Origin of the sequence: Massilia oculi, assembly GCF_017582745.1 — a bacterium.
In the GTDB taxonomy this organism is placed as follows: domain Bacteria; phylum Pseudomonadota; class Gammaproteobacteria; order Burkholderiales; family Burkholderiaceae_D; genus Telluria; species Telluria oculi_A.
In genome coordinates, this window is the sequence record NZ_JAFVIM010000012.1 from 38367 (window position 1) to 63981 (window position 25615).

A 25615-nucleotide genomic window follows, 5' to 3' on the forward strand; every position below is an offset into this window, starting at 1 on the left:
TCTGCATCCGACGATGTGTTTACGCCGTAAACACAGGCGCTCGCCACTGATACATTGCAATACTTTTTAATTGTTACGGTGGCCTTGCAAGCCTGCTATGATCTTTAGCGCACTGCTGTCGAGCCAGCCTCGGCCTCACCTTCCCTAGTGTTCGCGAAAGACCTCATGATCCGTCCAAAACTGCTCATCGTGGCTGCCAGCGTCGCGCTGGCACATGCAGCCATTGCCGCTCCCGTCCTCGACGCCGCCAACCCCTTCGCCCAGCCCAGCAGCCTGCCGCTGAACTACCCGGCCTTCGACAAGATCAAGGACGCGCACTTCCTGCCCGCCTTCAATGCCGGCATGCGCGAAGAACTGCGCGAAGTCGAGGCGATCGCCAACGACAAGGCCGCGCCGACTTTCGACAACACGATCGTCGCGCTGGAGCGTTCCGGCCAGCTGCTGGCGCGCGTGTACGCGACCTTCTCGAACCTGCAGGGCGCCAACACCAACGACACGCTGGACGCGGTCGACCGCGAGATGTCGCCCAAGCTGGCGGCCCACTCGGACGCGATCCACCTGAATCCAAAACTGTTCGCGCGCGTGAAAGCGCTGCACGACAAGCGCGAGTCGCTGGGCCTGGACGCCGAGTCGGTCCACCTGCTGGAACGCTATTACAAGGAATTCGTGCGCGCCGGCGCCAACCTGTCGAAGGCCGACCAGGCCAAGCTGAAGAAATTCAACGGCGAGATCGCCTCGCTGCAATCGGACTTCCAGCAGCGCGTGCTGAAAGGCGCCAACGCCGCCGCCCTGATCGTGAACACCCGCGCCGAGCTGGCCGGCATGAGCGACGCGCAGATCAGCGCCGCCGCCGACGAAGCGGCCAAGCGCGGCCACAAGGGCAAGTTCGCGATCCCGATCGTGAATACCTCGAGCCAGCCGGCCCTGTCGTTTTTGACCGACCGCGCCACCCGCGAGCGCCTGATGAAGGCGTCGCTGGAGCGCGGCACCCATGGCGGCCAGTTCGACACCACCAAGCAGGTGCTGCGTCTGGTCAAGCTGCGCGCCGAGCGCGCCGTGCTGCTGGGTTACCCGAACTTCGCGGCCTATTCGCAGGAACTGGAAACCGCGCGCAACCCGGCCGCCGTCAACAAGCTGCTGGGCGACCTGGCCGCGCCGGCGGTCAACAACGCCAGGAAGGAAGCGGCCGAGATCCAGAAGGTCATCGACAAAGAGGGCGGCAAGTACCAGGTCGCGGCCTGGGACTGGCCGATGTACCAGGACAAGGTGCGCGCCGCGACCTTCAACTTCGACGAGGGCCAGCTGCGCCCTTACTTCGAATTGAATCGCGTGCTGGTCGACGGCGTGTTCTTCGCCGCCACCAAGGAATTCGGCATCACCTTCAAGCAGCGCAAGGATCTGCCGGTGTACAACCCGGACGTGACCGTGTACGACATCTTCGACGTCGACGGCAAGCCGCTGGCGATCTTCATCTTCGACCCCTATGCACGCGGCAACAAGCAGGGTGGCGCCTGGATGAACGAATACGTCTCGCAGTCGCACCTGCTGGGCCACAAGCCGGTGATCGGCAACCACCTGAACATCCCCAAGCCAGCGGCCGGCGAACCGACCCTGCTGACCTACGATGAAGTGGTCACCACCTTCCACGAGTTCGGCCACGCGCTGCACGGCATGTTCTCGGACGTGAAATATCCGAAGTTCTCGGGCACCAACGTGCCGCGCGACTTCGTCGAGTATCCGTCGCAGGTCAACGAGATGTGGGTGACCTATCCCGAGGTCCTCGCCAACTACGCCAAGCACTATCAGACCGGCGCGCCGATGCCCAAAGAGCTGCTGGACAAGGTGGTCGCCTCGAAGAAGTTCGCCCAGGGCTACCGCACCACCGAGTACCTGGCCGCGGCGCTGCTCGACCAGCGCTGGCACCAGCTGACCCCGAGCCAGGTGCCGACGGACGTGCTGTCGTTCGAAGCCAAGGCGCTGCAGGACGCCGGCGTGGCCTATCCGCCAGTGCCGCCGCGCTACCGCACCGGTTACTTCTCGCACTCGATGGGCGGCGGCTATTCGGCCGGCTACTACGCCTACCTGTGGAGCGAGCGTCTCGACGCCGAGACCGTCAAGTGGTTTACCGAAAGCGGCGGCCTGACCCGCAAGAACGGCGATCACTTCCGCAAGACCCTGCTGTCGCGCGGCGGCACGGCCGAAGCGATGGACCTGTTCCGCGACTTCCGCGGCCGCGATCCGGAAATCGGACCGCTGCTCGAGCGTCGCGGCCTGGTCGAGACCAAGCCTGCCGCAAACTGATATCGCGCCGCCCTCCTTCGCTGCCACAAGCAGTGAAGGAGGGCGGTGTGCTATTCGCACTACCTTTCCCCCAACGCACAAGAGACACTATGAACCGTCCACAACTGCTGCTGATCGCAGCCAGCGTCGCCATGGCCACCTTCTCCTTCGCCCAACCGGCGGCTGCCGCCCTGGAGGCCTCGAACCCGTTCGCCAAGCCGAGCACCCTGCAATACGGCTATCCGGCCTTCGACAAGATCAGGAACGAGCACTTCGCGCCGGCCTTCGCCGAAGGCATGCGCCTGGAAGCGGCTGAAATCGTGAAGATCGCCGACAACAAGGCCGCGCCGACGTTCGACAACACGATCGTGGCGATGGAGCGTTCGGGCGCACTGCTGACGCGCGTGCGCTCGGCGTTCTACACGCTGACCGGTTCGTACACCAATGACACCCTGCAGGCGCTGCAAAAAGACCTGGCGCCGAAATTCGCGGCCCATGGCGATGCGATCCGCCTGAATCCGAAGCTGTTCGCGCGCATCAAGACCCTGCACGACAAGCGCGACTCGCTGGGCCTGGACGCGGAATCGAAATTCCTGCTCGAGCGCTACTACAAGGACTTCGTGCGCTCGGGCGCCAACCTGTCCGATGCCGACAAGGCCAAGCTGAAGGGCTACAACGCCCAACTGGCCGCGCTGCAGACCCAATTCAGCCAGAACGTGCTGCGTGAAGTGAACGCGTCGGCCTTCGTGGTCGATACCCGCGAAGAGCTGGCCGGCCTGCCGGAAAAAGCGATCGAAGCGGCCGCCGTGGAAGCGAAGAAGCGCGGCCTGGACGGTAAGTTCGTGATCCCGGTGGTGAACACCACCCAGCAGCCGGCGATGGCGCAGCTGAGCGTCCGTGGCACCCGCGAGAAGCTGCTCAACACCTCGATGATCCGCGGCGCCCGCGGCGGCGAGTTCGACAACCGCAACGTCGTGCTGCAGCTGGCCAAGCTGCGCGCCGAGCGCGCCGAACTGCTGGGCTATGACAGCTACGCCGCCTATTCGCTGGAAGACCAGACCGCCAAGGACACCGCCTCGGTCAACAAGCTGCTGGGCGACCTGACCGCGCCGGCCGTGCGCAACGCGAAGAAGGAAGCCGCCGAGATCCAGCAGGTGATCGATGCAGAAAAGGGCGGCTTCCAGGTCGGCGCCCAGGACTGGAGCTATTACAGCGACAAGGTGCGCACCGCCAAGTACGCCTTCGATGCCAACCAGCTCAAGCCATATTTTGAGTTCAACAACGTGCTGGAAAAGGGCGCCTTCTTCGCTGCCAACCAGCTGTGGGGCATCACCTTCAAGCAGCGCACCGACCTGCCAACCTATGACCCGGACGTGCGCGTGTACGACGTGTTCGAGGAAAACGGCGAGCACCTGGCGATCTTCGTGATCGACCCGTATGCGCGTTCGAACAAGCGCGGCGGCGCCTGGATGAGCTCCCTGGTCGACCAGAGCTTCCTGCTGAACCAGAAGCCGGTCATCACCAACAACCTGAACCTGACCAAGCCGGCCGCCGGCGAACCGACCCTGCTCACCTGGGACGAAGTGCGCACCACCTTCCACGAACTGGGCCACGCCACCCATGGCTGGTTCTCGAAGGTGAAGTACCCGCGCTTCTCGGGCACCAACGTGCCGCGCGACTACGTCGAGCTGCCGTCGCAGGTCTACGAGATGTGGATGGCCTGGCCTGAGGTCCTCTCCAGCTACGCCAAGCACTACCAGACCGGCGCGCCGATGCCGAAAGAGCTGCTGGACAAGCTGCGCGCCGCCCAGCGCTTCAACGAAGGCTACCGCACCACCGAGTACCTGGCGGCTGCGGTGCTGGACCAGAAATGGCACCAGCTGGGCTCCAAGCAGATGCCGAGCGACGTGATCGCGTTCGAGAAGCAGGCATTGAAGGACGCCGGCCTGGACTTCGCGCCGGTGCCGCCGCGCTATCGCAGCACCTACTTCTCGCACGCCATGGGCGGCGGCTACTCGGCCGGCTACTACAGCTACCTGTGGGCCGAACGCCTGGACGCCGATGCCGGCGAGTGGTTCAAGGAAAACGGCGGCCTGCTGCGCAAGAACGGCGACGTGTTCCGCCAGAAGGTGCTGTCGAAGGGCGGCACCATGGACGCGGTCGAGATGTACCGCGACTTCCGCGGCCGTGACCCGGTCATCGAGCCGCTGCTGGAACGCCGCGGCCTGAATTGACGTGAGGGAGGCCGGCCCCGCGCCGGCTTCCTTCCGCACCATCTTCACAACGAGAAGCAAATAATATGAAACGTACCCACTTCCTGCTGGCCGCCGCCGTGAGCGCAGCCGTCCTGAACATCGCCCACGCGGCGCCCGCAGCCCAAGCCGGCGCGCCAGTGACGGCGTCGGCCAAGTTCGACGCCTCGAACCCGTTCGCAAAAGAGAGCTCGCTGCCGTTCAACTACCCGGCCTGGGACAAGATCCGCAACGAGCACTTCGCGCCGGCCTACGAAGAAGCGATGCGCCAGCACGCCGCCGAGATCGATAAGATCGCCAACAACAAGGCCGCGCCAACGTTCGAGAACACCATCGTCGCGATGGAACGCGCCGGCCGCATGCTGGCGCGCGTGAGCACCGCCTTCGGCACCCTGTCGGGCTCCTACACCAACGACACCCTGATCGCCCTGGGCCGCGAGATGGCGCCGAAGCTGTCGCAGCACAGCGACGCGATCCGCCTGAACGCCAAGCTGTACCAGCGCATCAACACCCTGTACAACAAGCGCGACAGCCTGAAGCTCGACCCTGAATCGGCCTACCTGCTGGACCGCTACAACAACGACTTCGAGCGCGCCGGCGCCAAGCTCTCCGAAGCCGACAAGGTCAAGCTCAAGGAATACAACAGCAAGCTGGCCGCCCTGCAGACCCAGTTCGCCCAGAACACGCTGAAGGAAGCCAATGCCTCGGCGCTGGTGGTCGACACCCGCGAAGAGCTGGCCGGCATGAGCGACAAGGCGATCGACGCCGCCGCCGCGGAAGGTAAAAAACGCGGCCTGGACGGCAAGTTCGTGATCCCGGTGGTGAACACCACCCAGCAGGCCGCCCTGTCGGTATTGACCCACCGCGACACCCGCGCCAAGCTGCTGTCGGCCTCGATGGCGCGCGGCAGCCGCGGCGGCGAGTTCGACACCCGCCAGATCGTGCTGCAGATCGCGAAGCTGCGCGCCGAACGCGCCGTGCTGCTGGGCTACCCGAACCACGCCGCCTACAACCTGGAAGAGCAGACCGCGAAGACCACCGACGCCGTCAACGCCCTGCTGGGCGAACTGGCCACGCCTGCCGTCAACAACGCCAGGAAAGAGGCGGCCGACATCCAGAAGGTGATCGATGCCGAGAAGGGTGGCTTCAAGGCCGCCGCGCATGACTGGGCCTTCTACAGCGACAAGGTGCGCGCCCAGCGCTACGCCTTCGACGCCGGCCAGCTGCGCCCGTACTTCGAACTGAATCGCGTGCTGGTGGACGGCGTGTTCTTCGCCGCCAACAAGGAATTCGGCCTGACCTTCAAGGAACGCAAGGACCTGCCGGGCTATAACGAAGACGTGCGCATGTTCGACGTGTTCGACGTCGACGGCAAGCAGCTGGCGATCTTCACCTTCGACCCGTACGCGCGCTCGAACAAGCGCGGCGGCGCCTGGGCCAACGCCTGGGTCCCGCAGAGCAAGCTGCTGGGCACCAAGCCGGTCATCGCCAACAACCTGAACGTGGCCAAGCCGGCCGCCGGCGAGCCGACCCTGCTGACCTACGACGAAGTGCGCACCACCTTCCACGAGTTCGGCCACGCGCTGCACGGCATGTTTTCAAGCGTGCAGTACCCGCGCTTCTCGGGTTCGCGCGTGCCGCGCGACTACGTCGAGTTCCCGTCGCAGGTGAACGAGATGTGGATGGCCTGGCCCGAAGTGCTGGCCAACTACGCCAAGCACTACCAGACCGGCGAGCCGATGCCGAAAGAATTGCTGGACAAGGTCCAGGCATCAAGCCAGTTCAACGAAGGCTTCCGCACCACCGAGTACCTGGCCGCGGCGCTGCTGGACCAGGCCTGGCACCAGCTGGCCCCGAACCAGATCCCGCAGGACGTGCTGGCCTTCGAGGCTGAAGCGCTCAAGAAGGCCGGCGTCGACTTCGCCCTGGTGCCGCCACGTTACCGCAGCACCTACTTCTCGCACACCTTCTCGGGCGGCTACTCGGCTGGCTACTACGGCTACCTGTGGGCCGAGAAGCTGGACGCCGACACCGTCGAATGGTTCAAGGCCAACGGCGGCCTGACCCGCAAGAACGGCGACCACTTCCGCAAGACCCTGCTGTCGCGCGGCGGCACGCTGGATGCGATGCAGATGTACCGCAACTTCCGCGGCAAGGATGCGGACATCAAGCCGCTGCTGGAGCGTCGTGGTTTGACCGGCGAGTGATGCTGGTGTGCGCCGGTCGTGGTGACATGACCGGCGTGGCGGTTGGCTGAGAAACTTGGGCTCCCGCGAAGGCGGGAGCCCAAGTTCATTGCAGACCACCAGTGCGTACAGCCGTGTTCCTGCTCCCGCCCCCCATGGCTTACAATGAAATCGAGCCAACACCGGAGAACACGATGCAATCCGAACACGATGCCGACCTGAAGGCACGCCTGAAAGCCCTGCACCGCGAACTGCAAGAGACGGGCGACACCGACGTAGAACTGGAAACGCTGCTGCGCCAGCTCGATGGCGATATCGAGAAAGTGCTGGAGCGCCGCGCCGAGCAGCAGCTCGACGCCAACACCTATGGCCTGGGTTCGCGCACCCAGGAACTGGCGGCGCGCTTCGCCGCCCGCCACCCGCGCGTCGAGTCCGGCCTGCGCGAACTGGGGCAAATCCTGTCGAACATGGGCATCTGACGTAGGCATCCACGCCACAAGTCATTGATTTTAAGCCATTTTTCGGGGCAGTCCGATGCCCCAAAAATGGTTTTCCGGTACAATGCCGGCCAATGAACTCCCCAGCCAATCTCTTTGCGACGGTCGCCAAGCGCTCCAGCCGCGCCGCTGCCGCACCTTTTCTCCCGATGTCCCGTGCCGAAATGGACAAATTGGGCTGGGATTCGTGCGACATCATCCTGATCACGGGCGACGCCTACATCGACCACCCGAGCTTCGGCATGGCCCTGGTCGGCCGCCTGCTCGAGGCGCAGGGCTACCGCGTCGGCATCATCAGCCAGCCCGACTGGACCTCGGTCGAGCCGTTCCGTGCGCTGGGTAAACCCAATCTGTACTGGGGCATCACCGCCGGCAATATGGACTCGATGGTCAACCGCTATACGGCCGACCGCAAGATCCGTTCCGACGACGCCTATACGCCCAACGCCGAACCGAACAAGCGCCCCGACCGCGCCGTGACCGTGTATTGCCAGCGCGCGCGCGAAGCCTTCCCCGGCGTGCCGGTGATCGCCGGCAGCATCGAAGCCTCGCTGCGCCGCATCGCCCACTACGATTACTGGTCCGATAAAGTGCGCCGCTCGGTGCTGTTCGAGTCGAAGGCCGACCTGGTCATCTTCGGCAATGCCGAACGGGCCCTGGTCGACGTCACGCGCCGCATCGCGGCCGGCGAAAACATCAAGACCATCCGCGACCTGCGCGGCACCGCCTTCCTGGTGCCGCAGGGCTGGCTGCCGGACGAAGAGTGGTCGGTGCACAACTCCACCCGCGTGGACGTGCCGGGTCGCATCGACAAGCAGCCGAATCCGTACGCGATGGCACTGGAAGACCCGAAGACCTGCGCGCTGGACAACGCCGCGCCGGAGCCGGAAGTCAAGCCGGTGGTCATCATGACGCGCGAACAGCGCCAGGCCGCGGCCCGCGAAAAGGCGGCCAAGACCGTGGTGCGTCTCCCGTCGTTCGAGACCGTGAGCGAGGATCCGGTGATGTATGCGCACGCTTCGCGCGTGTTCCACCTGGAATCGAACCCGGGCAATGCGCGGGCGCTGGTGCAGGGCCACGGCGACCGCGACGTCTGGCTCAATCCGCCGCCGCTGCCGCTGGCCATGGACGAGATGGACAACGTCTACGACCTGCCATACGCGCGCGCGCCGCACCCGAGCTATGGCAAGGCCCACATCCCGGCCTGGGAAATGATCCGTTATTCGGTCAACATCATGCGCGGCTGCTTCGGCGGCTGCACCTTCTGCTCGATCACCGAGCACGAGGGCCGCATCATCCAGAGCCGCTCGGAGCCGTCGATCCTGCGCGAGATCGAGCTGATCCGCGACACGACCAAGAACTTCGCCGGCACCATCACCGACCTGGGCGGCCCGACGGCGAACATGTACCGCCTGGCCTGCAAGGACAAGAAGATCGAGGAAACCTGCCGCCGCCTGTCGTGCGTGTATCCGTCGATCTGCTCCAACCTGGGCACCGACCACAGCAAGCTGATCTCGCTGTACCGCAAGGCGCGCGCGATCCCCGGCATCAAGAAGATCCTGATCGGTTCCGGCCTGCGCTACGACCTGGCGGTGCGCTCGCCCGAGTACGTGAAAGAGCTGGTGACCCACCACGTGGGCGGCCTCTTGAAGATCGCGCCGGAGCACACCGAGCAGGGCACGCTGTCGAAGATGATGAAGCCGGGCATCGGCGCCTATGACGAGTTCAAGCGCCTGTTCGACAAGTATTCGCTCGAAGCGGGCAAGAAGCAGTACCTGATCCCCTACTTCATCGCGGCCCACCCCGGTTCGACCGACGAGGACATGCTGAACCTGGCGCTGTGGCTGAAGAAGAACAACTTCAAGCTGGACCAGGTGCAGACCTTCACGCCGACGCCGATGGCGATGGCGACCACGATGTACCACTCGCGCAAGAACCCGCTGGCCAAGGTCACCGAGGATTCGGAGATCGTCGAGACCGCCAAGAGCGGCAAGACGCGCAAGCTGCACAAGGCCTTCCTGCGCTATTACGATCCGGAGAACTGGCCGATCCTGCGCGAGGGCCTCAAGCGCATGGGACGTTCGGACTTGATCGGCAATGGCGAGCGGCACTTGATTCCGCCGCCGGGCGGCGAGTTGCCGGGCGCGGGGCGCGAGGAGCGTCGTCCGGCCGGTGCGCCGCCGAAGGGGCGCACGATCGAGGTGGTGCCGAAGCGGGCTGCGGGCCCTGGCGGCCAGCGTGGCGAACGTCGCAATGACCGCGCGTCGGCGGGAACGCCATTCACGGCGCCTCCCTCGAAGGTCAAGCCGTCGATCCTGTCGACCATCAAGTCCAAGCCGAAAGCGGCAGGACGAAAATAACGGTGTGATACCGATCGAAACCGGGACTAGACTCCCGGTTTTTTTTCGTCCATGGAATGCAGTCGTAATGAGTGTGAGGAGTATCAACCCACGATCCAGGGCTCAATCACGTTGTTGCGTTTATTTCGTTTGTTTCGTAGAATTCGTTTACAATGAATTTGGGAGTAGCCTGGCACGGCAGCGGCAGCGAAGTCTGCCGCTGCCGTGCCAGGCGTGCAAGAACACACTCCCTTAAAACACCAGGAGCAAATGATGTCTGAAATGATTGATCGCTTGGAAAGTAAGGAAGATGTCGAGCTTGCGAAAGCCGCGCAACGGTGCATCGTCAGTGCTCTTGACCACTCTCGAGCGGTTAATATCGCAATTTTGGAAGATGGGGTAGAGCGTATCGAAGACTCTCCAATTCTAAAATTGCCCCCGAAAGTGCTTCGCTTGTTTGCAGACATGCTAGGTTCACTTGCCCAAGGCAATGCAGTTGCTATCATGCCCAAGGAGCTTTATGTTACTACTCAGGAGGCAGCGATGTTCTTGAATGTATCTCGTCCCTATCTAGTCAAGATGTTGGATGATGGCAAGATTCCTCATCATAAAGTCGGGACGCATCGCCGTATCAAATTTGAGGATGTGGTCGCATATAAAGAGCAGCGAGAGAAAACCGCTCAGTCAGCGCTTCAAGAACTAGTTGATCAAGCTCAAGAGCTGGATTTGGGGTATTAATGGCAGGAAACCTCCGGTACACGGCTGTTTTGGATGCATGCGTTCTTTATCCCGCGCCCCTCAGGGATATCCTGATGGCCCTGGGTGCTGAAGGGGTTTATCGTGCGCGTTGGACAGCTGAGATACAGGATGAGTGGATTCGCAATTTGATCGAGAAACGTCCGGATCTGAGCAAGGAAAAGCTGTTGCATACAGCATCGCTCATGAATGCCGCAGTCGAGGATGCCATTGTCCTGGACTATGAATACCTGATTCCAACGCTGGAGTTGCCTGATATTAACGATCGACATGTTTTAGCTGCCGCGATCGTTGGCCATGCGGACGCTATCGTTACGTTCAATCTTAAAGATTTTCCTGACGAAGCGGTTTCTCGACATGCAGTCGAGATTTTGCATCCTGATGATTTTCTTATCGCGCAATATGACTTGGACAAGATAGGCATTCTGAGCATCATGAAGGCATGTCGGATGAAATTAAGAAAACCACCGAAATCACCTGAAGACTATATTGCGACGCTTGAACAGCAGGGTCTACCTCAGATGTGCCAAATATTGCGCAATGCGATTGGCCTGATCTAGCTCTTATGGCTTGGAATTGGGTGTCGGCGCGCCACGCCGTTCGCGCGCAATGTCCAGGTCCACGCTGGCCTGCCTGGTCCGCAAGGCCCGCGCATACCGATGTCTTGCCCGCAGCCGCGGATTGGTCACCAGCGTTCCCAACGTCTCGCCGATCACCATGACGACCCCCAGCAGCGGAAGCACCAGCATCAACCCCACCACGCCCGCCAGCATGCCCCCAATAAAAATCATCAGCACCGTGACCAGCGGGTGGATATGCAGGCTGCGTCCCAGCGTCAGCGGCATGAACAGGAAATCGTCCAGCAGCCGCACCAGCACGAATACCCCGATCGCCCCGTAAGCCATCAGCGGATTGCCCGGCGCATCGGTCGAAGCGACGATCACTACCAGCACGCAGCCGGCGATCGAGCCGACGAACGGCACCCAGGCCAGCACCGCCGAGATCAAGCCGAGCAACAACGGCGACGACACCCCGATCACCCACAGCCCCAGCGCCAGCACCAGCGTGTCGAGCACGGTCAGCTTGAGCAGCCCCTCGAAATAGCGGCGCGCGGTCTGGTCGACCTCGTGCAGCAGATAGAGCGCACGCTCGAAGTAGGCATTCGGCACCGCCCGCGCCAAGAACTTCTTGAAGCGCACGCCGTCGCGCAGCAGGAAGAAGGTAAGGAAGGGCGCCAGCAGCAGCGACGGCACCCAGGTCATGACGCCGACCACGATGTCGCCCAGGTGGTTCTGGGCGAAGTCATTGGTATAGGTGGTGAAGGCCATGTCGACGGTCGAAGTCAGCCGCATCCCGGCCAGGATGGGGAAGCGCGTCTCGAGCATGGCCAGCGAGTTGCGGACAAACGCCACGCCGCCATCCAGGTACAGGCCGATGGTCGCTTCCCACGAGTCTTCTTCCGGTCCGTCGCTCCAGCTCAGGGCCGCCGCCAGCGCCAGCGCGGCCAGCGTGAAGAACAGGGCGCAGACCCAGACCGCGGCGGCGTTGCGGCTGAAGCCCGAGCGCACCATGCGCTGCATCGGTCCCAGCAGGACGTAATAGAGCACGGTGCCGAAGATGAAGGGCAGGAATAGCCACAGCAGTTGCTGGACCACCAGCAGCAGCAGGCAGGTGGCGGCGACGATCCCGGTCCAGACCACGGGACCGGCGCGCTCGGGGCCGTTGACGATGCCCGGCACCGGACTCATAGCGCTTCCAGCTGCGGCCGGCCGGTGCCCATCCATTCGCGCAGGCGCAGGCCAATGTGGCGCGCCAGCGCCAGCGAGATCTTGTAGCCGAGGACGGCGTCGGTTTCCATCAGGCCCAGGAAGTCGGCGCGGAAGAACACCGCCACCTCGCATGGCTCGAGCGCGCGCGCCTGCGCATTGCGCGGCGAGTTGTCGAGCAGGGCCAGGTCGCCGAAGAAGCCACCCGGCTCCAGTTCGGCCACCACCTGGGTCATGCCCTCGTGCAGGCGGCTGATGCGCACCCGGCCGCTCATCAGGAGATACAGCGCCTGGCCTTCCTCTCCTTCGTCGAAAACGATCTCATCCTTTAGATAGCGGCGCTCATGCAGCAATCCATCGACAATCTTCAATTCCAGCGGCGTCAGTGCACTGAACAGGGAAGAACTCTTCAGCCGGTGCAGGCGCGGCGACATCCGAGGGGGCTTGAGGAAACGAAAAATCACGTAGTGCTCCGGCGTGGTGCGGTGTGTTGTCTGTTTGATTATCCGTGATTGGATGCTGCTACGCATCAAAAAGCGTCAGCCGCGCACAACAGTGTGGCATTTGTCCATACATCTACCAAACGTGCGCGCCGTGATATCGGAAAGCGTGTAACATAAATTCTTTAAGGCAACATTAGTTGCTGCGATGTTATGTGCTGCGCGAGCCGTCGCGCGTGGCCCCGCCAACGTTCCGAAGAGGACAGGCAGTGATCGATATACAGACTTTCCTTCTTGCGCTCGGGATCGGTAACGTCGGCTTTGCGATCCTGATGGCAGGATATACCCACGGCGCCGACCGCAACCCGGGTTTGCAGCTGTGGATGTGGGCGCGCCTGGGCATGGGCCTGAGCCAGTTGGCCGGCTGGGCCCGCCCCATGCTGGACTTGCCGTTCCTGGGCGGCCTGGAAGGCATCGGCTGGATCCTCGCGGTGTCGCTCGAAATGGCCGCCTATTGCGTGTTCTTCGGATTCACGCGCTGGGGCCGGATCGTATTGCCGGTTGCCGTGCTGTCGTCCACCGTGGTGCTCGCCGCCGGCATCCACGGCGCCAGCCATGCCGAGCTCAGCGCGCTGGTGGCGGGCGTGGTGGCGCTGTTCGCGGCCGCCATGGCCTGGGTGCTGCTGCGCCGGCGCCATGCGTCGCTGTTGCAGCGGATCATCGGCATCAACGATGCGCTGTTCGCCGTCGCGGTCGCACTGTGGGCCGGCTCGGCCCTGCTGGGCAAGGGGGCGTTCGACCATGTGCACGCGCGTGAAGCCGCCTATCTCGCCGGCTACATGCTCATGATCGTCAACGGCTTCGGTTTCCTCTTGCTGTGCAAGCAGAAGGACGACGCGCGCATGGCCAAACTGGCCTCGACCGATTGTCTGACCGGCCTGCCCAACCGCCATGCCTTCCTGGAGCGCGCCGAGCGCGCGCGCCTGGCGGCCCAGCGCCAGCGCCATCCGCTGGCGCTGATGATGATCGACATCGACCACTTCAAGCAGATCAACGACCGCTGGGGACATGCCAGCGGCGACGATGCCCTCAAGGTGTTCGCCCGCACCGCGCGCGACGTGATGCGCGAGCACGAGACCATCGGCCGCCTGGGCGGCGAGGAATTCGCGATGATGCTGCCCGGCGTCGACATCGACGCCGCGGTGCAGGCGGCACAGCGCCTGCGCCGGGCGGTACGCGCGGCCACCGTGATCACCAGCGGGCCGAGCTACACGATGACGGTCAGTGTCGGCGTGGTGGTGCTCGATCCGAACGAAGACCTGAGCGCGGCGCTGGCGCGCGCCGACCATGCGCTGTATGCGGCCAAGCGCGCGGGACGCGATCGGGTGGAAGTCGGGGATCCGGTGCGGCGCCGCGCATGAACAGGCGCGGGAGATAAAACGGAAGCGGAAAAAGAAAAAGGGTCCGACGAATCGGACCCTTCTTCCTTGATGCTGGCGGAGCGGACGGGGCTCGAACCCGCGACCCCCGGCGTGACAGGCCGGTATTCTAACCAACTGAACTACCGCTCCGTTTACTCTGATCGTACCTTCGATCAACCATCGAGATGCTTGGTGGGCGCTGAGAGGCTCGAACTCCCGACCTAATCCTTGTAAGGGATCCGCTCTACCAACTGAGCTAAGCGCCCATCTCGGTGGTTTCTATCTGACGCTTGTCATTGCGTCCGAAGAGGCCCGAATTATAGAGGTTGGCTTTCAAGGTCTGCAAGGGTTTTTCGAAAAAAATTCAAAAACCTTTTTCGACCCATGGTGGATGAGGCGGAAGGCGGAGTCCGAACCGGCACATCTGCATGTGTTGTAATCGAGGCGACACACGCGATATTTACTTGCCGTCGCACATACCCATCACGGACAATACCGCCTTTGACAAGTCGGCAACCTTAAAAACATCGCAAAGATGTGTGCGCCCCAGATGCGCGCTGCCGAGGGCGGGTCATATCCGCTCGCGCACCCGGCGGGGGTAGCGTCCATAAGAAGAGGAACGGGGACATCGGTTCTTTTTTTAATCACCAGGAAACACTCCATGACCAAGATGTCCAAGATGCACAAGCGCGTTATCCGCGCGCATGGCGCAATGCTGGCGCTGTCCGCCGCGTTGCCGATCGCACCGGCGTTCGCCCAGACGACCGAGTCCAACCAGTCCCTCCAACTGCAATCCGTGACCGTGACGGCCCAGCGCCGTACCGAGAACATCCGCGACGTGCCGGTCTCCGTCACCGCCCTCAAGGGCGACAAGCTGGATGTGCTGGTCTCCGGCGGCGACGATATCCGTTTGCTGGCCGGCAAGGTGCCGAGCCTGAACGTGGAATCGTCGAACGGCCGTACCTTCCCGCGCTTCTATATCCGCGGCTACGGCAACACCGACTTCAACACCTTCGCCTCGCAGCCGGTCTCGCTCGTGTATGACGACATCGTGCAGGAGAATCCGATCCTGAAGGGCTTCCCGATCTTCGACCTGGCCAGCGTCGAAGTGCTGCGCGGCCCGCAGGGCACCCTGTTCGGCCGCAACACCCCGGCCGGCGTCGTGAAATTCGAATCCGAGAAGCCGAACCTGAAGAAGGTCGAGGGCTACTACAACCTGTCGGCCGCCTCGCACTACACGATGAACGCCGAAGGCGCCGTCAACGTGCCGCTGTCGACCAATGTGGCGATGCGTGTGTCGGCCGTCGGCCAGCACCGCGACGACTACGTCAACAACTTCAGCGACGTCGCCAAGACCCAGAAGCGCGGTGAGCTCGACGGCTACAACGAGCACGCCGAACGCGTCCAGTTCTTGTACAGCAAGGACGGCTTCAGCGGCCTGCTGGGCTTCCACCAGCGCCAGACCAACGGCAGCGCACGCCTGTTCCGCGCCAACCTGATCAAGAAGGGCAGCAATACCTTCGCCGACGGCACCGACCTGGACGACATCGTCACCAACGCCCAGAACTTCCAGAGCCTCAAGACCAACGGCATCAACCTGCGCCTGCAGTGGGACCTGGGCAACTACAAGCTGCACTCGATCACCGGTTACGAGCACATCGTCGACTACTCGAGCCGCGGCGACATCGACGGCGGCACCCCGGCCGGTCCGGGCTTCATCCCGTTCCAGGTCGAGACCAATGGCTATATCGAGAACCTGGACCAGTACACCCAGGAATTCCGCATCGAGTCGGCCTACGCCGGCCCGTTCAACTGGCAGGCCGGCCTGTACTTCTTCGACGAAGACGTCACCGGCGGCAGCGACAACTTCAACAGCACCACCTATGCGCGCACCTCGCGCCTGCGCTCGAACCAGAAGAACGAAGCCTGGGCCGCCTTCGCATCGGCAAGCTACGACCTGACCCCGGACTGGACCATCCGCGGCGGCCTGCGCTACACCAAGGACAAGAAGGACTTCCGCACCATCGAGGCGGACAACGTCGTCCAGATCGGCCCGTCGTCGGTGGAAGAAAGCAAGGACAAGGTCAACTGGGACGTGTCGGCCACCTACAAGCTGACCCCGACCGTGAACGTCTACGGCCGCGCCGCCACGGGCTTCCGCGCGCCGAGCATCGCCGCCGCCTCGGCCGAAGTGCCGATCACGGTCGCCGATTCGGAAACCATCAAGTCGTTCGAGCTGGGCGTGAAAGCCGACCTGTTCGACCGCCGCGCCCGCACCTCGTTCTCGATCTATGACTACACGATCGAAGACCAGCAGCTGACCGTGGTGGGTGGCAACTCGAACGTCAACCGCCTGATCAACGCCGACAAGACCAAGGGCAAGGGCGCCGAGTTCGACTTCGAAGCCGCCGTCAGCACCGCCCTGCGCGTGAGCGCCGGCGCCAGCTACAACTACACGCAGATCCGCGACGGCAGCCTGTCGGTCAACAAGTGCGCCCAGTGCACCATCACCGACCCGCTGAACGCCGTCGGCCGCGTCGTCATCGACGGCAACCCGCTGCCGCAGGCGCCGCGCTGGACCTTCAACGCGACCGCCCGCTACGGCGTGCCGTTCCGCGACGGCGAGCTGTACGTGTTCACCGACTGGTCGTACCGCAGCAAGATCAACTTCTTCCTGTACGAGGCCACCGAGTTTACCGGCGCCCCGCTGACCGAAGGCGGCGTGCGCGTCGGCTACATCTTCGGCAACGGCAAGTACGAAGTCGCTGCCTTCGGCCGCAACATCCTCGACCAGCGCCGCATCACCGGCGCCATCGACTTCAACAACCTGACCGGCTTCACCAACGAGCCGCGCCAGTGGGGTATGCAGTTCAAGGGCAACTTCTGATCGTTTGACAGTCAGTTCGCCTGAATCGGAGGGCCGCGCATTGCGCGGCCTTTTTTTCATTTTGGCCCATCGTGCATAAGATAAAAATCAGAAGTGTTACATGAATATTTATCTGCTAATTACTATATTCGCAATGCATACTTGTTCAATATCTTTATTGTGGCAGTAAATATTCTGCATATTTAACGATTGACCGAAGAAATCATGTTTTTGCCGGATATGCCGAGTTAACCGTTGTATGCACGCCGAAAACGATTGGAATTTCTTCCTGCTGGCTCTTTCCTTCAAGCTAAGCTCAGTTCGCCGCCTCGAGACGGCACCGGCACTGCCGGTCCTACAACGACACAAGCGAGCCATTCGCTTGACGGAAAACCTTGAAGAAGGAAGAACCATGAAGCAAACGCATTCGACTCATCCAACCGTGTTGAAGATGTGTGCAGCGGTCGCGCTGGCGCTGGTCTCCGCAGCGAGCCTCGCGGCCGCCGGCGGCGACGGCGGCGGCGCGCCGCAGTTCGTCGTGGAGACAGACCGTATCATCGTGAAGTACCGCGACTCGAAGGCCGCCGCCAACGGCGCCGCGGCCAGGGTCGCCAGTGTGAGCAGCGACCGCAAGGCAAAGCTCGACCGCGCCGGCCAGCAGTTCGGCATGACGGTCAAGGAAAGCCATGCCATCTCGACCGGCGCCCAGGTGTTCAAGCTGGACCGCCGGCGCCACCTGAAGGAAGTGGAATCGCTGGCCGCCGAGATGATGGCGCGCGACCCGGCCATCGAGTACGCCGAGCCGGACCGCATCATGACCCATATGGCGACGCCGACCGACCCGCGCTACACCGACCAGTGGCACTACTATGAAACCGCTGGCGGCCTGCGCCTGCCGACCGCATGGGACAAGTCGACCGGCAGCGGCGTGGTGGTGGCGGTGATCGACACCGGCTACCGCCCGCACGCCGACCTGTCGGGCCAGCTGTTGGCCGGCTATGACTTCATCAGCACCGCCACCATCGGCAACGACGGCAATGGCCGCGACAGCGACGCCAGCGATCCGGGCGACGCCGTGGTGGCCGGCGAATGCGGCAACGGCCAGCCGACCCGCGACCAGGGCTCGAGCTGGCACGGCACCCACGTCGCCGGCACGGTGGCGGCGCGCACCAACAACGGCACCGGCGTGGCGGGCGTGGCCTACAACGCCAAGATCGTTCCGGTGCGCGTGCTCGGCAAGTGCGGCGGCTACACCTCGGACATCGCCGACGCGATCACCTGGTCGTCGGGCGGCAGCGTGTCGGGCGTGCCGGCCAATGCCAACAAGGCGCGCGTGCTGAACCTGTCGCTGGGCGGCGGCGGCGCTTGCGGCGCGACCACCCAGAACGCCATCAACGGCGCCCGTTCGCGCGGCGCGGTGGTGGTGGTGGCCGCCGGCAACGACGCCGTCAACGTCAGCAACGCCAGCCCCGCCAACTGCTCGGGCGTGATCGCGGTGGCGGCCACCGGCCGCACCGGCGGGCGCGCTTCCTACTCCAACTACGGCACTCTGGTCGACGTGGCGGCGCCGGGCGGCGACGGCGCCTATGGCGTGCTGTCGACGCTGAACACCGGCACCACGGCGCCGGCCTCGGACAGCTATGCGGCCTACCAGGGCACCTCGATGGCCACGCCGCACGTGGCGGGCGTGGCGGCGCTGATGCTGGCGCTGAACGCCAACCTGACGCCGGACGACATCGAGTCGAAACTGAAATCGACGGCGCGCGCCTTCCCGGCCAGCTGCTCGGGCTGCGGCACCGGCATCGTGGACGCCACCGCGGCGGTCAACGCGGCCACCACCGGCGGCACGGCGGCCACGACCCTGGCTGAGAGCGAGGCGAACAACACCATCGCCACCGCCGACCTGGTCACGGTCGGCAACACGACCGTCAACGGCAACCTGGGCTCGACCACCGACACGGATTATTTCCGCGTCGACCTGCCGGCGGGTAAGACGCTGAGCGCGGTCCTGACCCCGGGCCTCTCCAATGCCGACTACGACCTGTACGTGTACAACGCATCGGGCACGCAGCTGGGCACCAGCCAGAATGGCGTCGGCGCGGTGGACAGCGTCAGCTCCAGCAACACCGGCACCAGCGCCTCGACCCGCTATGTGCGCGTGACCTACTACAGCGGCGGCACCGGCGCCACCAGTGGCAAGTACAGCCTGAAGCTCACCTGGTAAGCGCGTCGGCGCCAGGATGAGGGGAACGCGCGGTCTCGGCCGCGCGTTTTTTTTGCCGGTACACGCCGGGCGCGCAGCCGCTGGCGCGCTTGAACGCGGCGCTGAACGCGCTTTCCGACGCATAGCCGATGCGCCAGGCGATAGAGGCGACCGGCGTGTCTTCTTCGTGCAGCGCCTTGCGCGCCAGCCGCATGCGCCAGGCCTGCAGGTACTGCAGCGGCGCCATGCCGACCAGCTGGCGAAAGCGCAGCGCCAGCGCCGAGCGCGACATCGCGGTTTCGCGCGCCAGTTCATCGACGCTCCAGCGCCGTTCGGGCGCGCCGTGCAGCAGGCGCAGCGCGGGGCCGATCCTGTGGTCGGCCAGGGCGGCCAGCCAGCCGTGCCGCGCGCCGCCCGGTTCGCGCAGGGCCTGCACCAGGGCGATGCGCGCCAGGCCGTCCGTCACCAGGCGCGCGCCCGCGTCCGGCGCACCCGCTTCCTTGCCATACAAGTCCAGCAGCGCGCGCAGCGCCGGCGCGGCCTGCGCATCCGCACGGATGTGCAGCTCGGGCGGCACTACCTGCTCCAGCAGGTCGCGTTGAGAGGCATCGAACTCGAAGCGGCCGGCGATCATCTCCATCCCGTCCGCAGCGCCCGGGTCGCCCCAGGCATAGGCGCCGCCGTGCAGCGCCGCGAAGTGGGCATTGCCATCCCGTGCCGGCAGCGCCAGATCGGTGGCCGCGACATATGGCCGGCCGCTGCGCATCAACAGGCAGTCGCCGGCCTCGAGCCGGTAGGAATGCGCATCGCCGTCGACCTGGACGAACAAGGCGCCGCGCAACTGGGCGATGAATTTCAGGTAGGGATACGCAGGAAAGCGCAGTGCCCACGGGCCACCGGCCGTCATGCGCAGCGCGGCGCCGCTGCGCACCTGGAGCAGGGCCAGCACGTCGGAGAGCGGATCGGAAGGCAGGTCTGGACGGTCGCGCATGAACGGTGGAGGACGCAGCATGGTGGGCCACGCTGCCCGATTCTACACTGGCCCCATCGACTTCACAGGAGAGCAAGACCATGCAATATCGACGACTCGGCAACTCCGGCATCATCGTCTCCCGCCTGTGCCTGGGCGCCATGACCTTCGGGGGAGCGGCGACGCCGCCCTACGACAAGGTCGGCGGCCTGGACCTGGCCGCCACCGAGCGCCTGGTCGGCACGGCACTCGACGCCGGCATCAATTTCATCGACACCGCCGATGTGTACGCCGACGGCGAATCCGAAAGCCTGCTGGGGCAGGCCCTGGCCGGCCGGCGCGAAGAGGTGGTGCTGGCCACCAAATTCCACGCGCCGATGGGGAAGGGGCCGAACGACGCCGGGCAGTCGCGCCTGCACCTGACGCGCGCGCTCGAGGCCAGCCTGCGCCGCCTGAAGACGGACCACATCGACCTGTACCAGATCCATAACGTCGACGCGCTCACGCCGATGGAAGAGACGCTGCGCGCGCTCGACGACGCGGTGCGCGCCGGGAAGATCCGCTACATCGGCTGCTCGAACCTGTCGAGCTGGCAGACCGCCAAGGCGCTCGGCTTGTCGAGCCTGCACGGCTGGTCCTCGTATGTGTCGGTGCAGGCCTGTTACTCGCTGGCGGTGCGCGACGTCGAGCGCGAGATCCTGCCGCAGGTGCAGGACGCGCAACTGGGCCTGATGGCCTGGAGTCCGCTGGCCGGCGGCCTGTTGTCCGGCAAATTCGACCGCGCCGGCAGCAGCGATCCGGAGGCGCGCCGCATCCACATCGACTTCCCGCCGATCGCGCCGGAGCACGGCTACGCCGTGATCGACGCCGTCAAGCGGGTGGCGGTGCGGGTCGAGGCCACGCCGGCCCAGGTGGCGCTGGCCTGGCTGCTGGCGCGTCCCGGCGTCACCACCGCGATCGTCGGCGCCCGTCGTCCGGAGCAGCTGCAGGACAATCTGCGCGCGCTGGCGCTGGCCTTGTCCGACGAAGACATGGCGGAACTCGATGCGGCCAGCAGCCTGCCGACGTCTTACCCGGCCTGGGTGCAGGCGATGACCAACGTGCACCGGGACGGCTTCCTGGCGCGCTAGCTTGCGTCAAACGGGATTTCGGACGATACTGTATGCAATTACAGTAGTCCTCCCCACACGGGGCGGCCTCCAGCGTGAACGCCCCGGTCCGAAAAATCATCCACTGCGATTGCGATTGCTTCTATGCGTCGGTCGAGATGCGCGACGATCCGTCGCTGCGCGGCCGTCCGCTCGCCGTGGGCGGCCGGCCCGACCAGCGCGGGGTGGTCGCCACCTGCAACTACGAGGCGCGCCGCTACGGCATCCATTCGGCGATGGCCACCGCCACCGCCATCAAGCTGTGTCCGGATCTGCTGGTGATCCCGCCGGCGATGGAAAAATACCGGATTGCCTCGCGCCAGATCATGGCGATCTACCAGGACTACACCGAGATCGTCGAGCCGCTGTCACTCGACGAAGCCTACCTGGACGTCACCGATTCGCCGCACTGCAAGGGCAGCGCGACGTTGATCGCGCAAGAGATCCGGCGCCGCATCTTCGAGACCGTCGGCATCACCGCCTCGGCCGGCGTGGCGCCGAACAAGTTCGTGGCCAAGATCGCCAGCGACTGGAACAAGCCGGACGGCCTGTTCCTGGTGCGCCCCGACGAGGTGGATGCCTTCGTCGCGGCGCTGCCGGTCAAGAAGCTGCATGGCGTGGGCAAGGTGACGGCGGAAAAGATGAACCGCCTCGGCCTGCAGACCTGCGCCGACCTGCGCGGCTGGAGCATGGACCAGCTGCAGGAACACTTCGGCAGCTTCGGCGCGCGTTTGTACGACCTGAGCCGCGGCGTCGACCACCGCGAAGTGAACGTCTCGCGCGAGCGCAAGTCGATCAGCACCGAAGAGACCTATACGCCCGACGTGCCCGACCTGGCCGGCTGCCTGGCCCTGCTGCCCGATCTGTACGAGCACCTGCTGGGCCGCATCAAGCGCGCGAATGCCGAAAAATTCATCAACAAGCTGTTTGTGAAAATCAAATTCTCGGATTTCCAGCAGACGACGGTCGAGTGCGTGGGCTATGCGCCACATATTCCGACCTATGCGCGCCTGATGGAAACCGGCTGGGCCCGCGCCAGCCGACCGGTGCGCCTGCTGGGCGTGGGCGTGCGCCTGGGCGAGACCGAGACCGTCGAGCAGCTGCGGCTGTTCGACGACGTTCTGGACGATTCGATAAGGTCCTGAGCTTTTTATGCGACGTTGCCGTATAGCAGCGTAGAATATCGATCCTTTGAAATACTGACACAACCGGATAACCTATGTGGTTCAAGAATCTACAGATTTACCGTCTGCCGGCCCCATGGGCCTATACCCCTGAACAACTGGAAAAAGCCCTCGAGCCGCAGAGCTTCGTGCCTGCCAGCAGCAATGAATTGCTGCGCCAGGGCTGGGACAAGCCGCGCCCGAACGGCGGCCTGGTCCACGTGGTCAACAAGCAGATGCTGATCATGCTGGGCACCGAGAAGAAGCTGCTGCCGGCATCGGTCATCAACCAGGTGGCCAAGGCCAAGGCGGCCGAGCTGGAAGAGCAGCAGGGCTTCCCGCCAGGCAAGAAGGCAATGAAGGAACTGAAGGAACGCGTGGCCGACGAACTGCTGCCGCGCGCCTTCACCCTGCGCAGCAACGTCTGGACCTGGATCGACCCGGTCAACGGCTGGCTGGTGGTCGATGCGGCGAGCCCGGCGAAGGCCGACGACATCGTCAAGCTGCTGCTGAAGGCCGTCGACAAGATGCCGCTGGAATCGCTGCGCGTACAGAAGTCGCCGGTCGCCGTGATGACCGGCTGGCTGGAAGCCGATGAAGCGCCGTACGGCTTCACGATCGACCAGGACACCGAGCTGCGCGCGACCGGCGAAAGCCGCGCCGCGGTGCGCTATGTGAAGCACACGCTGGAGCCGGACGACATCCGCCGCCACATCGCCGCCGGCAAGCAGTGCACCCGCCTGGCCATGACCTGGAACGACCGCATCAGCTTCGTGCTGACCGAGTCGCTGGCGATCAAGGGCATCAAGCCGCTGGACGTGATCAAGGAAGGCGAAAGCCCGACATATAGCGACGATGAGCGTTTCGACAACGACATCGTGCTGATGACGGGCGAGCTGGCCAAGTTGCTGGCCGATGTGGTCGAGGCGCTGGGCGGCGAAGCCAAGGCCTGATTCGCTGACGGTGATTGAACGCGTGGACGGCAGAGCCGGCTGCGCGCCCCGGTCCACCCTACGGTCCTCGGATGTAGGGTGGACGGGTTTCCCGTCCACGCGTTCAACTAACGTATCTTATTTTGCAGCCGCGACTTCCTCGCTGGTTGCAGGCTCCGTCTTCCCACCCGCACCACCGCCATTTTCCAGCTCTCCGCTGGTATAGGTCGCCCCCTGCCGATCCTCATGCGGCGCCGGACGGTTCGGCAGCGGCGGCAACGCCTTGGCCTTCTCCAGGTCGATCCCGGCGACTTCGGCCACGCGGCGACCGTAATCCTCGTCGCAGTGCCACAGATGCCACACCATGCGCAGCTGGATCGGTTCCGGGCATTGCTTCAAATCGCCCCCGACGTTGTTCACCAGATCGTCACGCTCCCAGTCCTCGAAAGTGCGGTAGCGCGTGCCGGCCTGCTTGTAGTCGTCGCGCGTGGTCGTGGTCTGGTAGCGGCCCACGTGGCCTTCGACCCACTGGTGGTATTCGTAGCCGGGCTGGTCGGCTTCCTTGTAGCCGCCCATCAGGCTCGGTTCGTAATTGATGTGTTTGTCTTCATCCGAACCGTCGACGCCATCCACATAGAACGTCATCTGGCCGTCGCGCTGGTTGGTGCGCGCCTTCGCCTTTTCTTGCGGCGCGTTGATCGGCAGTTGCAGGTAGTTCGGCCCCACGCGGTAGCGCTGGGTATCGGAATACGACAGGGTACGGCCCTGCAGCATCTTGTCGTCCGAGAAATCGATGCCGTCGACCAGCACGCCGGTGCCAAAGGCCGACTGCTCGGTTTCTGCAAACACATTGTCCGGGTTCTTGTTCAGCACCATGCGGCCCACCGGCAGCAGCGGGAACTGGTCTTCCGGCCAGCGCTTGGTATCGTCCAGCGGGTCGAAGTCGAGCTCGGGATGCTCGCCGTCGGCCATGATCTGGACGCAGAATTCCCATTCCGGATAGTCGCCGCGCTCGATCGCGTCGTACAGGTCGCGCGTGGCGTGGCTGGTGTCGCGGCCTTGGATCTCGGCCGCTTGTTGCGCGGTCAGGTTGCGCACCCCCTGCTTGGGTTGCCAGTGGAATTTCACCAGATGGGCAACGCCCTGGTCGTTGACCAGCTTGTAGGTGTTGACGCCCGAGCCTTCCATCTCGCGGTAGTTGGCTGGGATACCCCATGGGCTCTTGACCCAGGTAACCATGTGCAGCGCTTCCGGATGGCTGCAGATGAAGTCGTAGAAGCGCCATGGCTCTTGCTGGTTGGTGACGGGATCGGGCTTGAAGGCGTGGATCATGTCCGGGAACTTGATCGCGTCGCGGATGAAGAACACCTTGAGGTTATTGCCCACCAAATCCCAGTTGCCGTCGACGGTTTTCAGCTTGACCGCGAAGCCGCGCGGATCGCGTGCGGTTTCCGGCGATTCCTTGCCGCCGATCACGGTCGAGAAGCGCACGAACACCGGGGTCTGCACGCCGGTCTCGTTGAGCACGCGTGCGCTGGTGTATTTGGAGGCGGGCTCATCGCCAATCTTGCCATAGGCTTCGAAAACGCCGTGGGCGCCGGTGCCGCGCGCATGCACGACGCGTTCGGGGATGCGCTCGCGGTCGAAGTGGGTGATCTTTTCGATGAACTGGTAGTTCTCGAGCGTGGCCGGGCCACGTTCTCCGACCGAACGCAGGGACTGGTTGTCGCGGACGGGATGACCCTGGCGCGTGGTCAGCGTGGGACGCTTCTCATTCATTGCCTTCTCCTTTGATGCGGGTGATCGAGAAAGGCAGTATAGGAAGTCGAACGGGAAGGCAGCGCGCGGCTGCCCTCGCTTTTAATCCCTGTCAAAAAGGAGAGGGAACTATTGTTTACAGCTGCTGGAAAACGCCTTCGCTGCGGTTCTTGGTCACGTTATCCCACGGGAAAACCTGGCCGTTCATGGCGACATACACGCCGGCCGGCAGGGTCTGCGCCACGCCACAGGCGAAGCCCAGGTTGAACAGCGCATCCGAATTGGCGATGGAATAGGGGATCATGGCGCCGGTCAGCACGATGGTCTGGTCGAGCTTGGCGGCGCCGAGCACGGCGGCCGTCTCGCGCATGGTATCGGTGCCGTGCACGATCACGATCGCCTTCTCGCTGGCGGCCTGGCACGAGGCCAGCACGCGCTGGCGATCGGCGTCCTGCATGTCGAGCGAATCGAGCAGCGGCAGCAGGTCGAGCGCGACCGGCACCGTCATGCGGCTGCGCTTGATCACCTCTGGCAGATGGCTTTCAGCAAAGCCGAGTACGCCGTTCAGTTCATTGTAATGCTTGTCGAAAGTGCCACCGGTGGCGATGAGTCGCAAAGTCATGTTGGTTTATCTACTC

At 64.0% G+C, this 25615-nt stretch carries 18 protein-coding genes and 2 tRNA genes; 13 read left to right on the top strand and 7 right to left on the bottom strand.

Annotated elements, in window-relative coordinates; all coding sequences use genetic code 11:
• Positions 1 to 165: 165 nt before the first annotated feature.
• From J3U95_RS15120 to J3U95_RS15150, 7 genes are all read left to right on the top strand, one after another.
• Positions 166 to 2301, top strand: a complete 2136-nt coding sequence (locus tag J3U95_RS15120; protein ID WP_208279388.1) for a M3 family metallopeptidase — start codon at positions 166 to 168, stop codon at positions 2299 to 2301.
• Between the two features lie 89 nt (positions 2302 to 2390).
• The gene (locus J3U95_RS15125; protein ID WP_208279389.1) at positions 2391 to 4514 is read left to right on the top strand and encodes a M3 family metallopeptidase; all 2124 of its coding nucleotides are present in this window, start codon (positions 2391 to 2393) and stop codon (positions 4512 to 4514) included.
• Positions 4515 to 4579: 65 nt separating this feature from the next.
• Positions 4580 to 6739 (top strand): M3 family metallopeptidase, encoded by a 2160-nt coding sequence (locus J3U95_RS15130; RefSeq protein WP_208279390.1) that lies wholly within the window; start codon positions 4580 to 4582, stop codon positions 6737 to 6739.
• A gap of 173 nt (positions 6740 to 6912) precedes the next feature.
• Positions 6913 to 7197 carry a DUF4404 family protein gene (locus J3U95_RS15135; RefSeq protein WP_005664429.1) on the top strand — a complete coding sequence of 95 codons (285 nt, stop codon included), beginning with the start codon at positions 6913 to 6915 and terminating at the stop codon, positions 7195 to 7197.
• Positions 7198 to 7289: 92 nt separating this feature from the next.
• On the top strand, positions 7290 to 9575 hold the full coding sequence (locus tag J3U95_RS15140) for a YgiQ family radical SAM protein (RefSeq protein WP_208279391.1): 2286 nt from the start codon (positions 7290 to 7292) through the stop codon (positions 9573 to 9575).
• Positions 9576 to 9827: 252 nt separating this feature from the next.
• Positions 9828 to 10292 (top strand): helix-turn-helix domain-containing protein, encoded by a 465-nt coding sequence (locus tag J3U95_RS15145; RefSeq protein WP_208279392.1) that lies wholly within the window; start codon positions 9828 to 9830, stop codon positions 10290 to 10292.
• Entirely contained in the window at positions 10292 to 10870 is a 579-nt protein-coding gene (locus J3U95_RS15150) for a PIN domain-containing protein (RefSeq protein WP_208279393.1), read from the top strand. Before J3U95_RS15145 ends, J3U95_RS15150 begins: the two co-directional genes overlap by 1 nt.
• Before the next feature lie 3 nt (positions 10871 to 10873).
• Here J3U95_RS15150 and J3U95_RS15155 read toward each other — a convergent pair whose 3' ends face one another.
• Positions 10874 to 12058, bottom strand: coding sequence for an AI-2E family transporter (locus tag J3U95_RS15155; protein ID WP_208279394.1), 1185 nt, complete (start codon positions 12056 to 12058; stop codon positions 10874 to 10876).
• Positions 12055 to 12540: a cyclic nucleotide-binding domain-containing protein gene (locus J3U95_RS15160; protein WP_005664435.1), complete on the bottom strand. Its 486-nt coding sequence runs from the start codon at positions 12538 to 12540 to the stop codon at positions 12055 to 12057. The genes J3U95_RS15155 and J3U95_RS15160 overlap by 4 nt, the downstream gene beginning before the upstream one ends.
• Before the next feature lie 245 nt (positions 12541 to 12785).
• On the opposite strand from J3U95_RS15160, the gene J3U95_RS15165 reads away from it, so the two are divergent.
• Positions 12786 to 13937: a GGDEF domain-containing protein gene (locus tag J3U95_RS15165; protein WP_208279395.1), complete on the top strand. Its 1152-nt coding sequence runs from the start codon at positions 12786 to 12788 to the stop codon at positions 13935 to 13937.
• A 73-nt stretch (positions 13938 to 14010) separates the two neighbouring features.
• Here J3U95_RS15165 and J3U95_RS15170 read toward each other — a convergent pair.
• Both J3U95_RS15170 and J3U95_RS15175 read right to left on the bottom strand, forming a co-directional pair.
• Positions 14011 to 14087 (bottom strand) — tRNA-Asp (locus J3U95_RS15170).
• Positions 14088 to 14127: 40 nt separating this feature from the next.
• A tRNA-Val gene (locus tag J3U95_RS15175) sits at positions 14128 to 14203 on the bottom strand.
• 395 nt (positions 14204 to 14598) lie between these two features.
• Here J3U95_RS15175 and J3U95_RS15180 point away from each other — a divergent pair.
• Positions 14599 to 16824: a TonB-dependent receptor gene (locus J3U95_RS15180; RefSeq protein ID WP_208279396.1), complete on the top strand. Its 2226-nt coding sequence runs from the start codon at positions 14599 to 14601 to the stop codon at positions 16822 to 16824.
• Positions 16825 to 17215: 391 nt separating this feature from the next.
• Entirely contained in the window at positions 17216 to 19027 is a 1812-nt protein-coding gene (locus tag J3U95_RS15185; RefSeq protein WP_208279397.1) for a S8 family peptidase, read from the top strand.
• On the opposite strand, the gene J3U95_RS15190 is transcribed toward J3U95_RS15185, so the two are convergent.
• Positions 19017 to 20018, bottom strand: a complete 1002-nt coding sequence (locus tag J3U95_RS15190; protein WP_208279398.1) for an AraC family transcriptional regulator — start codon at positions 20016 to 20018, stop codon at positions 19017 to 19019. The two genes, J3U95_RS15185 and J3U95_RS15190, sit on opposite strands and share 11 nt — an antisense overlap.
• Positions 20019 to 20077: 59 nt before the next feature.
• Here J3U95_RS15190 and J3U95_RS15195 point away from each other — a divergent pair, with 59 nt between their 5' ends.
• From J3U95_RS15195 to J3U95_RS15205, 3 genes are all read left to right on the top strand, one after another.
• Complete coding sequence (locus J3U95_RS15195; RefSeq protein WP_208279399.1) at positions 20078 to 21106, top strand: aldo/keto reductase; 1029 nt, start codon at positions 20078 to 20080, stop codon at positions 21104 to 21106.
• Positions 21107 to 21180: 74 nt separating this feature from the next.
• Positions 21181 to 22269, top strand: a complete 1089-nt coding sequence (dinB, locus tag J3U95_RS15200; RefSeq protein ID WP_370662075.1) for a DNA polymerase IV — start codon at positions 21181 to 21183, stop codon at positions 22267 to 22269.
• A 74-nt stretch (positions 22270 to 22343) separates the two neighbouring features.
• Positions 22344 to 23240 (top strand): recombination-associated protein RdgC, encoded by an 897-nt coding sequence (locus tag J3U95_RS15205; RefSeq protein ID WP_005664447.1) that lies wholly within the window; start codon positions 22344 to 22346, stop codon positions 23238 to 23240.
• A gap of 117 nt (positions 23241 to 23357) precedes the next feature.
• Here the strand turns inward: J3U95_RS15205 and J3U95_RS15210 are convergent, their stop codons facing one another.
• Together J3U95_RS15210 and J3U95_RS15215 are read right to left on the bottom strand one after the other, a co-directional pair.
• Entirely contained in the window at positions 23358 to 24998 is a 1641-nt protein-coding gene (locus J3U95_RS15210) for a catalase (RefSeq protein ID WP_208279400.1), read from the bottom strand.
• 115 nt (positions 24999 to 25113) lie between these two features.
• Entirely contained in the window at positions 25114 to 25599 is a 486-nt protein-coding gene (locus J3U95_RS15215) for an asparaginase domain-containing protein (protein ID WP_208279401.1), read from the bottom strand.
• Positions 25600 to 25615 lie beyond the last annotated feature (16 nt).

Excerpts from the sequence above, each read along its gene's own strand:
- J3U95_RS15210 (WP_208279400.1), bottom strand. The coding sequence starts at position 24,998 with ATGAATGAGAAGCGTCCCACGCTGACCACGCGCCAGGGTCATCCCGTC.
- J3U95_RS15130 (WP_208279390.1), top strand. The coding sequence starts at position 4,580 with ATGAAACGTACCCACTTCCTGCTGGCCGCCGCCGTGAGCGCAGCCGTC.
- J3U95_RS15185 (WP_208279397.1), top strand. The coding sequence starts at position 17,216 with ATGAAGCAAACGCATTCGACTCATCCAACCGTGTTGAAGATGTGTGCA.
- J3U95_RS15120 (WP_208279388.1), top strand. The coding sequence starts at position 166 with ATGATCCGTCCAAAACTGCTCATCGTGGCTGCCAGCGTCGCGCTGGCA.
- J3U95_RS15150 (WP_208279393.1), top strand. The coding sequence starts at position 10,292 with ATGGCAGGAAACCTCCGGTACACGGCTGTTTTGGATGCATGCGTTCTT.
- J3U95_RS15125 (WP_208279389.1), top strand. The coding sequence starts at position 2,391 with ATGAACCGTCCACAACTGCTGCTGATCGCAGCCAGCGTCGCCATGGCC.
- J3U95_RS15205 (WP_005664447.1), top strand. The coding sequence starts at position 22,344 with ATGTGGTTCAAGAATCTACAGATTTACCGTCTGCCGGCCCCATGGGCC.
- J3U95_RS15195 (WP_208279399.1), top strand. The coding sequence starts at position 20,078 with ATGCAATATCGACGACTCGGCAACTCCGGCATCATCGTCTCCCGCCTG.
- J3U95_RS15215 (WP_208279401.1), bottom strand. The coding sequence starts at position 25,599 with ATGACTTTGCGACTCATCGCCACCGGTGGCACTTTCGACAAGCATTAC.
- J3U95_RS15190 (WP_208279398.1), bottom strand. The coding sequence starts at position 20,018 with ATGCTGCGTCCTCCACCGTTCATGCGCGACCGTCCAGACCTGCCTTCC.
- J3U95_RS15145 (WP_208279392.1), top strand. The coding sequence starts at position 9,828 with ATGTCTGAAATGATTGATCGCTTGGAAAGTAAGGAAGATGTCGAGCTT.
- J3U95_RS15180 (WP_208279396.1), top strand. The coding sequence starts at position 14,599 with ATGACCAAGATGTCCAAGATGCACAAGCGCGTTATCCGCGCGCATGGC.
- J3U95_RS15155 (WP_208279394.1), bottom strand. The coding sequence starts at position 12,058 with ATGAGTCCGGTGCCGGGCATCGTCAACGGCCCCGAGCGCGCCGGTCCC.
- J3U95_RS15135 (WP_005664429.1), top strand. The coding sequence starts at position 6,913 with ATGCAATCCGAACACGATGCCGACCTGAAGGCACGCCTGAAAGCCCTG.
- J3U95_RS15140 (WP_208279391.1), top strand. The coding sequence starts at position 7,290 with ATGAACTCCCCAGCCAATCTCTTTGCGACGGTCGCCAAGCGCTCCAGC.